The organism is Vibrio sp. Vb1166 (assembly GCF_033338695.1).
Lineage (GTDB): Bacteria > Pseudomonadota > Gammaproteobacteria > Enterobacterales > Vibrionaceae > Vibrio > Vibrio alginolyticus.
The window spans coordinates 72690-83519 of the sequence record NZ_JAWOTE010000003.1; the positions used below are offsets into that span (position 1 = coordinate 72690).

Genomic DNA, 10830 nt, shown 5'->3' on the forward strand with positions numbered 1-10830 from the left:
ATGAAGAAATTAATAACTGTACTATCTCTTACTTTGGCTTCTCAAACTGCAATAGCTGCACAAGAGTGTTCTACTGACTTTGCTAAAACGGCACCTAACACGCGTTATACATATTCTGAGAGCGGTACCGTAACTGACCTGAAAACAGGTCTAACATGGATGCGCTGTCCAGTTGGTATGACATGGAATGTAGGAAACCAAGAATGCCAGGGGACGCGATCTACAATGTCATGGCAACTCGCTCTCTCCACAGCCAAACAAATTCGTAATAAGGACGGCAACCATCCTCTTCACAATTTTGCTGACAAAAAAAATTGGCGACTAGCAAATATCAAAGAGCTAGTATCTCTAACTGAGCGAGCTTGCCACAGCCCAGCCATAAATAGTACAGGGTTTGCTAGCGGCTATAGTCTGAAAGATGGAGATGATGTTCTAGGGCGTTATGTCTGGAGCAACACACCTAATGGCGACGGTAAGCATGTTGCAACTTTTGATACGACTAATGGTGAGGTTTTCAATAGAGATCCGTTAAACTCAAGTTTCAAAAGCTCTCTCTTGTTAGTGACAGATGAATAATAATTATTACGTTAATAAGGGTTGATAGCTTTGCCTTTATGATAGGCTCCGCCAGTGCGGAGCTTTTTCTTTTCTAACCTTTGGAACTTATCGTGTTGAGCAGAGTATTTAAACTTGGAACTGCTTAAGCTGATGTTTTTGGTTTTCCGCTAAGCCAGACAGTTCTTGCGCTGCCGCGGCTGATTGAGTGATCCCAGTGACGTTCTGGCTCACTAGTTCATAGATGTTCGTTAAGTTGTTGTTGATATCAGCCGTGACCTGTTTCTGCTCTTCTGATGCGGTCGCAACTTGAGTGTTGATTGAGTTCAGATCGGCGATAGCATTACTGATATTAGCAAGTGATTGGCTAACTTCTTGTATCAGAGCTTGGTTGTCTGACAACATGGCTAAGCTGGAATGCATACTTTCATTTGCGTGACCAGATTGTTGCTGTAGCTCTTCTATAATGGTTTGGATCTCTTTGGTGGACTCCTGAGTTCGCGCTGCCAGCATACGTACTTCATCGGCCACTACCGCAAAGCCTCTGCCACTTTCGCCCGCTCGTGCAGCTTCAATCGCTGCATTCAGTGCAAGTAGATTCGTTTGCTCAGAAATACCTTCAATCACTTCGATCACGCGACCAATGTGTTCTGATTGATCTTTTAGCGAAGTCACGACGGCAGCGGCTTCGTTAAGTTGTTCCGCCATCTTTTCACTTGCGCGAGTACTTTCCCCAAACATGCTTATACTTTGTGAGGTTAACGTACGTGCTTGATTTGATGCACTATCGGCTTCTTGTGCATTGGTCGATACTTCAGCTGCGGTCGACTCTAGCTGATTGATCGCCGAGGCTACTTGCTCAACTTCTTGCTTTTCTTGATCCGAGTTGACGCTGCTTTGAGTCATAACAGTTGCTAACTCGGTTGATGCTGATGCCACATCTTCACTAATGCGAACCAATGCGCTTACAGTTTCACGCAGTTTTTCTATGGTCTGGTTTACATCCCGAGCCAACTGAGACACTTCGTTTTTCCCGATGGCTTCGGCCTTAACTAGTAGGTTTCCCTTCGCGACTTCCTGCATCGTTACTTGAAGGTTACGAATCGGCGCAACGATGTAGCTGGCGAGTACCCAACTAATAAGTGAAGCGGCACTCAAGATCACCGCAAGCGAGACGGCGCTGTAAGTTAGCGTGGTTGAATGTTGTTCGCCATTCGTTTCGACTTCATCGGTGACGATTTGATTCAATTGTTTAGATAGTTTGTCGATGGCGTTGATCATCGCTTCGCCAGCTAATCGATACTCAGCCATTGCAGATTCGTACTTTTGATTGAAATCAGAGGTGGTGTAATCAGAAGAGTGTTTAGTGGTGAGCAGAGGTGTCATGGTAACGCGAGTGAAATCAACATAGTGATTCATGGCTTTACGCATAGCATTGACTTCATTTTGAACGCCAGGGAGATTGTCGATGGAGTTAAGAAAATCGCGGTTTTTGTTTTGTCGCTCAGAAAGCTCTTGGTTGAGAGACTGAACATCTTCGGCTCTAAATAGACTATAAATGGCTTTGATGCGCATGGCGTAAGTGTTGTCTACGATGCCGCTAAGTTCCTCTTTGTGAATGATTAGCTTATGGGTGGAAGCCGAAACCTTATTGAATGCTTGATCGAGTTTACCGATTCCGACACTCAGTCCAATGATGAGTAATATAACTGTGAATAGAACAGGCAGAAAAACCTGAAGTTTAATAGAAAGCGTACTAAGAAATTGACGCATGAGATTGACCCTCTATCGGTTTGATTATTATCTTTTTTATAAATAAGCATTTCGATTTTAATTGTTACATTTGCCAAATCAATGAGTTACTCATATCTAATTGTTATGAAATGTACCAAAATCGATGGGGTTATCATCTTGAACATGAGGCAACTTATAAAAACGTTACGTTCAAATTGAGAGAGGGATAAGTCGCGGAATTAATAGTTAGAAATGACAACGTGTCATAGAGGGTTCAACTAAGTGAAACACAACTGTCATATTCAAATTCTAAAGTGAGCACCGTTCAAGTGAAACACAACGGCAATAAAGCCACTTAAGGAAATTGTGATGAAAAAGACAGTAATCGGTGCAATCGCACTTCTAGGCGCAATGGCAGTGACTCCTGTTTCTGCTAAAGAAACTATCTCTGCAGTGGGTTCTAGCAGCGTAACTCCACTGATGGAAGTTTTCTCTGAAACGTACATGAAGAAGAACCCTAACGTATTTATCGAAGTTCAAGGTCCTGGTTCTTCAGCTGGTGTAAAAGCAGCGAAAAATGGTTCAGCAGACCTTGGTATGTCTTCTCGTAATCTAAAAGACTCTGAAAAAGAATCAACACTAATCGAAGAAGTGGTTGCTCGTGATGGTATCGCAGTGGTTGTTAACCCACAAAACAAACTGCCAGGTCTAACAGCCGAGCAAGTGACTGCAATCTACAAAGGCGAAGTATCAAACTGGAAAGAAGTCGGTGGTGCAGACAAGCCAATCGTAGCCATTACTCGTGACACAGCTTCTGGTACTCGTGGCGCATTTGAAGACATCATGTCTCTAAAAATGAAGATTTCTGGTAAGAAGGTATCAGCTATCTCTCAACGTGCTCAAGTTGCAAACGGTAACGGCGCACTGAAAACAATGGTTGCATCTAACCCATACGCAATCGGCTACATTTCTCTTGGTACTGTAGACAACACTGTTAATGCGCTAGCAATCGACGGCGTTGATGCAACGGTAGCTAACGTTAAAAACGGTTCTTACAAAGTAGCGCGTCCATTCCTTGTTCTTTACAAAGAAGGCAAGCCATCAACAGAAACGCAAAAATTCCTAGACTGGATGCTAACTGACGAAGCGCAAGCGCTAGTTGACCAAAAAGGTTACATCTCAGTTAACTAATCCCATCGGGACTCTAAAGTTTGCTCAGCCCAACGTTTCGGGCTGAGCCTTTTCTATCCATTGTGTTCAACGGCATTGCCCAGAACCGTGAGATTTTTAAATGACCATCGCAACAAATAGTGAAAAGCTTATGAATACTGACGCTAGAGCTATCAGCAAGTCAGGCCTACGCGAGAAGCGTCGTGTAGACTGGAAAGAGCGCATCTTCCACGGCTTGTTCCTAACGAGTGCCGTAATCGGCATTGTTTCATTGGCCGTTATTGCATACTTCATCGTTCGAGAGAGTATTCCGGCATTCCAAGAAGCAGGCGTATCGGGCATTGTCTTAGGACAAAACTGGTTACCACCTGCGCTTTACGGTGTCGCCACCATGATTGTGGCATCTATCGTATCGACGGCTGGTGCTGTCATTGTTGGGGTTCCAATTGGTGTTCTGACCGCCATTTTTATCGCTGAAATCGCACCAAAGCGATTAGCAGACATCATCCGTCCAGCGGTTGAGCTGCTAGCCGGTATTCCTTCAGTGGTCTACGGTTTCTTCGGTCTGGTTATTATCGTTCCATTGATTCAGAAGGTATTTGATGTACCTGCAGGTAATACTATCCTTGCCGGTATCATTGTTCTTGGTGTGATGATTCTACCAACGGTAATTACGGTATCTGAAACGTCTATCCGCGCTGTCCCTCGTACTTATAAAGAAGGTTCTTTGGCACTGGGCGCATCGAAAATCTACACCATCTTTAAGTTGCTCGTTCCAGCGGCTCGCTCAGGCATCATGACAGGTGTGATACTGGGTATCGGTCGTGCGTTGGGTGAGACCATGGCGATTATCATGGTTATGGGTAACGCGCCGGCAATGCCAGAAGGCATCCTTGATTCGGCTCGTACACTAACTGCAAACATCGCTATTGAAATGTCTTACGCAAGTGGTGTTCACGCGAACGCACTTTACGCTACAGGTGTAGTACTTCTGGTCTTCATCATGTCGTTGAACGCTGTACTACTGTACCTAAACCGAGAAAAAGCGAAGTAATCGCTCGTTAAAGGTGACTTTTATGGATCGCGCAAAACTGAAAAAAGCACGCCAGTTCAAAGATAATGTCTTTAACGCATTTGTCTGGATCTCGGCAGCACTAACGGTAGGTTTTTTGTTCTGGATTATCTGGTACATCCTATCAAACGGTCTACAACACGTAGATTGGAACTTCATTACTGATAACTATACGCGCACAGGTGAAGAGCACGGTATCTTCCCAATGATTGTGGCGACCATTTACATGGTTATCGCTTCTATCGCAGTGGCAGCGCCACTCGGTATCATGACGGCAATCTACTTGACCGAATACGCGAAAGTGGGCAGTCGTTTGGTGAAAATCATCCGATTCTGTACCGAGTCATTGGCGGGTATCCCGTCGATCATTTTCGGCCTGTTTGGTATGACTTTCTTCGTGGCGATTCTTGGCCTTGGCTTCTCGATTCTATCGGGTGCATTGACGCTAAGTATCCTAATCCTGCCAGTGATCATCCGTACAACGGAAGAAGCGCTGATGGCAGTGCCACAAACTTACCGTGAAGGCTCTTATGGCCTCGGTGCTTCTAAGATTTACACTATCTGGCGTTTGATTCTTCCAAGCGCAATGCCAGGTATCTTAACCTCGGTCATTCTAAGTATTGGTCGTGTCATTGGTGAGTCTGCTCCAGTATTCCTGACAGCAGGTATGGTTGCACGTATTCCGGATTCTTTATTGGATTCAGGTCGTACGCTAACCGTTCACCTATACAAACTGACTACCGAACTGTTTACCGTTGAAGAATGGAATCAGGCTTACGGTACGGCAACAGTGCTTATCGTAGTTGTTCTCTTGATCAACATGGTAACGAAACTGATTGCTAGACGTTTTAACACCGCAACTTACTAACAACACTAATTAAGAACGCACGTTAAAAGACACGAATTCAAGAATTAAGAGATTAAGACAATGAACAAATTTGATATTGAAAACCTAGACCTATTCTACGGTGACAACCAAGCACTGAAATCGATCAACTTACCAATTCCAGTTCGCCAAGTAACTGCACTTATCGGCCCGTCAGGTTGCGGAAAATCAACGCTTCTACGCTGTTTGAACCGAATGAATGATCTAATCGAAGGCGTGAAAATTACAGGTAAATTGGCGATGGACGGCGAAGATATTTACGGCAACATTGATGTTGCTGACCTTCGCATCAAAGTCGGCATGGTATTCCAAAAGCCAAACCCATTCCCGATGAGCATTTACGAGAACGTGGCTTACGGCTTACGTGCTCAAGGTATCAAAGACAAAAAGACAATTGATGAAGTGGTAGAGCGTTCGCTGCGCGGTGCTGCACTTTGGGATGAGGTGAAAGATCGCCTTAAATCACACGCATTCGGTCTTTCTGGTGGTCAGCAGCAACGTTTATGTATTGCACGTACAATCGCGATGGAGCCGGATGTGATTCTGATGGATGAGCCAACGTCGGCACTTGACCCAATTGCGACACACAAAATCGAAGAACTGATGGAAGAGCTAAAGAAGAACTACACCATCGTTATCGTGACTCACTCAATGCAACAGGCGCGTCGTATCTCTGACCGCACTGCGTTTTTCCTAATGGGTGAACTGGTTGAGCACAACGATACGCAAGTGATCTTTAGCAACCCTCAAGACGACCGTACTCAAGGCTACGTAAATGGTGATTTCGGTTAATCCACCGTATTTACAAGCATAACTAAATAACTATAAGCGATGGTAACTTTGCCCCTCTTGATGAGGGGCCTTTTTCTTTTTAAGTCGTAGGCTTAAAACATCTACCAACACAAAAATCTTGTAAATGAGTACAACTTTCCTCCCCAGTTTATAAAGCATGTAACTTATGTGAAACATGGCTTTAAAAGTGCTGAAGAGCTCTCGAATGTAACACTAAGTCTGATAATTTTGCGAATGACTTAACAGCTCAAATTTGAACGTATTGATTGCATATCATGGCCTAAGTAGTTTTTTATCGAGGATAAAAAAGTAGATTAGGTTGGTAGGGTGAGTTTAAGAAGTTTTACAAGAAAAGTGTCTTCAACGAGGGACCATCGGTTGCTAGCGGAGGCAATCTTTGATCATTTAGAGAGTCTGTTCTCCCCTCAAGCCCTCGCTATTTTTGAAGATCCTTCAATTAACCCTCGTCATTCGATGAGCTTCTCTCGCGGAGAGCTTTACCCAACCCAAAACTATCCTGAGACATTCTGGGAGTGGGCAAGTCAGTTTGACACCTCTGAAAGCATCATACCTCTGGCGATCAACACTTGTAACTGGAATCACACCCGAGATTTAGGCGGTGATAGTTACATCATGATGCTCGACAACACGCCTATCAAACGTACCTACCTACTGATTCAATCTGTACATGCTCGCACGGCACATAATATCTATGAAGAAAGTTACGACGCAATGCAACTCGCAGCGGCGCGTTGGCAATGTATTCGTGCTGAAAAAAATGCCTCGAAAGAGATCAGGCACAGAGATATTCGTGAAGCGCAATATGTTGATGAGATTAGCCAACGCGAGCGCTTTATCGAAAATATGAAGTTAGTTCAGCAAGTTGCACTCGAAATCTCTAATCCTGATTCTTTAAAGGACTTGTACTACAAAGCCGTCGAAGCGTTACGTGAACGACTTGGGTTTGATCGCTCTACACTGATGCTTCTCGATATGAAAAAGCGCAGCTTCAGTGGTACATACGGCACGGATGAGTCAGGAATTACGATTGATGAATTTCACACACAATACGATTTACACCAACTTAGCGAGGAGTATATCACCGCGTTATCTAGCCTCGAGAGCAACTTAGTTATTGTAGAAGACGCGCCAATATACACAGCAGGCAAGGTCATCGGGCAGGGCTGGAATGCGATGTTGATTTTACGCGATGGCAATGAACCGTTTGGGTGGTTCGCGCTAGATAACTTTATTCATCGTAAGCCGATAACGGCATATCAAAAACAGATGTTGGACTCGTTTGGTTCACTCTTCTCTCAAATTTACATTCGTAAGCGCCAAGAACAAAACGTACGCATGCTGCATTCAAGCATGGTTGAGTTATCACGTTGCACTACTGTCAGTGGAGTATGCAAATCGGCCGTCACTTTCGCCATTAAAAATCTTGGTATTGATCGAATGGCGGTGTTTTTAACTGATGAAAATTGCTCTTACATGCAAGGAACGTGGGGTACCGATATTCAAGGTAATGTGGTGGATGAATCTTACTTCTTTGGCGAAACCCAAGATTTCTCTCTTATAAATCTGGCTCGCTCAATGCCAAACGAAGTCGCATTTGAAGAATCAGTGCCTATTTATCATGACTGTAATATTGTTGGCTTTGGTTGGGCTGCGATGACGGTATTGACTTCAAATAGCAGTGGTCCTATCGCCTTTATCGCTGTTGATAATTTGCTGACACGTGCGCCCTTAACTTCTCAGTTACGTGAAGTGATTCGTATGTTCGCGTCCAGCTTAGCTGAAGTATTGCAACGTACTCAAGCTCAAGAGGCGATTCGCGAACTAAACGAAAACTTAGAGCTGGAGGTTCAGAACCGAACAAAAGAGTTAGAGGAAGCCAATCGACAGCTTGAGGTACTTTCTAAGCTCGATCCTTTGACGCGTCTTGGTAATCGCCGCATGTTAGAACATGTGATGCAAAAATATTGTGCCCTAGAGTATGAAGACGACATGTCGTTTGGCCTGATCCTGATTGATATTGACCATTTTGGCTTATTCAATAATCACTATGGTCATCTCGAAGGCGATATCGCATTGATGCGAATTGGCTATATCTTGGATCATCATACCAAAGGTGAAGATGAAGTTTTTTGCCGTATCGGAGGTGAGGAGTTTGCATTGCTCATGATTGGTTCTGAGCAAGAGGAGGTTCGACTGAGAGCAGAGTGCATTCGTCAGTGCATCGAGGGCGAGGGGATAAAGCATCGACATAACCCAGAAGGGGAGTTACTTACCGTTTCAGTCGGTTACTCCTGTTATAAAGCGAAAGGCAAAGACTTTAATTTCGACCATTTATATCAGTTGTCGGATAAGGCACTCTATCAAGCGAAGAATCATGGGCGAAATTGTGTAAGGCGATACGAATACGAGCCCCAAGTGTTTGTTAAGTGAGTGATGTTCATAAGAGCAACTTGATAGGGAAGGGGGCGGCGGTTGGTGCTCTAGATAAAACCGCTAAAGCAAATTTGGCCGGATAAGAGAATTGGCAGCTCATGAGAGCTGCCATTGTTATCTAGTTATTTATAGCTTTTCGAGCTGGTGGTCGGTTTTTGTTACGTTTGCTTTGCCAAGGTTTTGAATTTTCGCTAGCAGCGAATCAGGGCTCCAAGGTTGTTGGTTAGCACTAAAATACGCTTGATTCATGGCATTAAGCTCTTGCTTAATTGCTTGTACGTCGCCAGGGTTTAGCCTGTCTTGATGAGTGGTTAAATACTCATTTACAGAGCGTTCAATTTTCGCAGCATCGCCCTCTTCGATGACTTTTTTTAGCGCGTCGATGCAAAGTGGTTGTTCAGTATTTGAAACCGTTCCACTCGCTGTTATTGACCGCTTTTTCCATGCCCAAATAGCGATTCCCAATGTCATTATCCAAAGCCCTAGGAAAACAAAGGTTAATGTTCGCCAGAGACTGTTTACATCGCCGCTTGATTCAGGACTAGGGGCTGACACTAAAGGCGCTGAAAGAGGCGATTCCGGCAACGTGATTAGCCCAGTGTCATTTTTCTCTACGTCTAATGTTAGCTCTGGTAACGTTGTTTTCTTCGCTTCATCATTTTGACTGTCCCACCAGTTCAAGTCGTATCCTGGTAAGGTATATTTCCCGGCCTCTGTAGGAATAATGACTTGCTTCACCGTCATGGTAACGGTGCCATCTCTCGCGCTATCGAACTTAGGTTGTTCGGGATACACGCGCAGTGAACTCGGGTAACTAATATTGACTCGTGGCAGATATTCGGCTTGTGTACCGCGAGCCTTAACTTGAATGGTTCGAGTGAGTGAAGAGCCTTGTTTTACTGTGTTGATCGCGTTAGTCGACAGTAGATTACCTTGATCGTCTTGCCAGCTCTGTGTCATTTCTAACGCTGAAGCAGGAAGCCATTCACCTTTAAATTCGCTCGGAATCGGTTTGACCGTGATTGGCATGCGTTCCGCTTTGGTGTTGATAGGCATTATTTTGGTTGAGCCCGTCAAGCTGTCGCCATAAATATAAGAACCGGTCAGTTTAGGACCTATCAAGGTATAAGTGCCTGGTTGATTGGCCGTTAAGCGAAACGACTGCTCTATGACCGCTACTTCTAACCCATTTAAGATCTTCTGTCTTTGTTGTAAGCCACCCAGTGCCTCAAGCTTCATGCCTTTAATCTGCGGAGGTACTATTTGCGGGTTATCTAGGCGTCGAGTGTCCGCTTTAATTAGAAGTTGTATACGTAATGTTGCAGATTGCTGAGGGTAGAGCGTACTGTTGTCGACCGTAATATTGAAGCTAAATAGATCATCAAGATTGGGGTCTGTTTGGCTCGCGTTGACACGCAGTTTGATCGGCTCCGTTCTCATACCATCAGCGGAAAAACTTGGAATAGTCAGAACACCTTCTTTCATTGGTGCAATTGAGATACTCCACTCGGTACGCACTGATTTTCTTCCGTTAATGTTATTGCTAGAGCGGCCATAACGAGGTTGACCTAAGAAGAAGTCTTTCTCTAGAACACTGAAGTCGATTGAGTCTGAGCTGAGCTCAGTATCTGAAATGATTCTGAGGTTAATCACTTCATTCTTGGCTACTTGTGTTTTATTCACACTAGCTTGAAGTGTCTGTGCCATCACCGAGAAACTGGATATTAGGCTGGCCACAAAAATAAAGACCAGTTTTACGCCTTTGTTCATCACAGGCTTACCACTCCTTTTGAGATTGTTGTGGAGGTTGTTTTTGTTGCGCTTGAAGTTGCATTTGCGCACGGATCAAAAAGCTTGGGTCGCGAGCACTTTCTACTGCTTCTAGTCGACGGAACTCAGGATCATCCTGATGCATTTTTTCGGGATGCGCTTTAGCCTGTATTGGTTCACCTTGATCCTTCACTTGCTTGTCATCTCGTTGCGGTTGATGTTGTTCCGTTTTTTGTTTTTCTTTTTTATTTTCAGAATCTTGCTGATTTTGTGACTGTTGTCCTTGCGCTTCTTTCCCTTCGTTTTGAGACTTTTGTTGCTGTTGCTGTTGCTGTTGCTGTTGCTGTTGCTGTTGCTGTTGCTGTTGCTGTTGCTGTTGCTGTTGCTGTTGCTGTTG

General features: G+C 44.3%; 8 protein-coding genes and 1 pseudogene. 6 read left to right on the forward strand and 3 right to left on the reverse strand.

What is annotated here, in order from left to right; genetic code table 11:
* Window positions 1-576, forward strand: coding sequence for an Lcl C-terminal domain-containing protein (locus R7E51_RS04730; protein WP_005375151.1), 576 nt, complete (start codon window positions 1-3; stop codon window positions 574-576).
* Between the two features lie 108 nt (window positions 577-684).
* Here R7E51_RS04730 and R7E51_RS04735 read toward each other — a convergent pair whose 3' ends face one another.
* Window positions 685-2328 (reverse strand): methyl-accepting chemotaxis protein, encoded by a 1644-nt coding sequence (locus tag R7E51_RS04735; RefSeq protein ID WP_042521623.1) that lies wholly within the window; start codon window positions 2326-2328, stop codon window positions 685-687.
* A gap of 330 nt (window positions 2329-2658) precedes the next feature.
* On the opposite strand from R7E51_RS04735, the gene R7E51_RS04740 reads away from it, so the two are divergent.
* From R7E51_RS04740 to R7E51_RS04760, 5 genes are all read left to right on the forward strand, one after another.
* Window positions 2659-3480 carry a phosphate ABC transporter substrate-binding protein gene (locus R7E51_RS04740; protein ID WP_005375153.1) on the forward strand — a complete coding sequence of 274 codons (822 nt, stop codon included), beginning with the start codon at window positions 2659-2661 and terminating at the stop codon, window positions 3478-3480.
* A gap of 100 nt (window positions 3481-3580) precedes the next feature.
* A complete protein-coding gene (gene pstC / locus R7E51_RS04745; RefSeq protein WP_005375154.1) occupies window positions 3581-4513 on the forward strand; it encodes a phosphate ABC transporter permease subunit PstC in 933 nt (310 codons plus the stop codon).
* Between the two features lie 22 nt (window positions 4514-4535).
* Window positions 4536-5399 (forward strand): phosphate ABC transporter permease PstA, encoded by an 864-nt coding sequence (gene pstA, locus R7E51_RS04750; RefSeq protein WP_005383923.1) that lies wholly within the window; start codon window positions 4536-4538, stop codon window positions 5397-5399.
* A gap of 60 nt (window positions 5400-5459) precedes the next feature.
* Window positions 5460-6209: a phosphate ABC transporter ATP-binding protein PstB gene (pstB, locus tag R7E51_RS04755; RefSeq protein ID WP_005375156.1), complete on the forward strand. Its 750-nt coding sequence runs from the start codon at window positions 5460-5462 to the stop codon at window positions 6207-6209.
* A 327-nt stretch (window positions 6210-6536) separates the two neighbouring features.
* Window positions 6537-8660 (forward strand): sensor domain-containing diguanylate cyclase, encoded by a 2124-nt coding sequence (locus tag R7E51_RS04760; RefSeq protein WP_169628871.1) that lies wholly within the window; start codon window positions 6537-6539, stop codon window positions 8658-8660.
* A 129-nt stretch (window positions 8661-8789) separates the two neighbouring features.
* On the opposite strand, the gene R7E51_RS04765 is transcribed toward R7E51_RS04760, so the two are convergent.
* A complete protein-coding gene (locus R7E51_RS04765; RefSeq protein WP_170894185.1) occupies window positions 8790-10436 on the reverse strand; it encodes a BatD family protein in 1647 nt (548 codons plus the stop codon).
* Window positions 10437-10440: 4 nt separating this feature from the next.
* Window positions 10441-10830 (reverse strand): annotated as a pseudogene (locus R7E51_RS04770) (hypothetical protein); the annotation flags it as partial.

What these genes read in the sequence shown, in the direction of transcription:
- R7E51_RS04730 (WP_005375151.1), top strand. Translation starts at nt 1, where the DNA reads ATGAAGAAATTAATAACTGTACTATCTCTTACTTTGGCTTCTCAAACT.
- R7E51_RS04735 (WP_042521623.1), bottom strand. Translation starts at nt 2,328, where the DNA reads ATGCGTCAATTTCTTAGTACGCTTTCTATTAAACTTCAGGTTTTTCTG.
- R7E51_RS04740 (WP_005375153.1), top strand. Translation starts at nt 2,659, where the DNA reads ATGAAAAAGACAGTAATCGGTGCAATCGCACTTCTAGGCGCAATGGCA.
- pstC (WP_005375154.1), top strand. Translation starts at nt 3,581, where the DNA reads ATGACCATCGCAACAAATAGTGAAAAGCTTATGAATACTGACGCTAGA.
- pstA (WP_005383923.1), top strand. Translation starts at nt 4,536, where the DNA reads ATGGATCGCGCAAAACTGAAAAAAGCACGCCAGTTCAAAGATAATGTC.
- pstB (WP_005375156.1), top strand. Translation starts at nt 5,460, where the DNA reads ATGAACAAATTTGATATTGAAAACCTAGACCTATTCTACGGTGACAAC.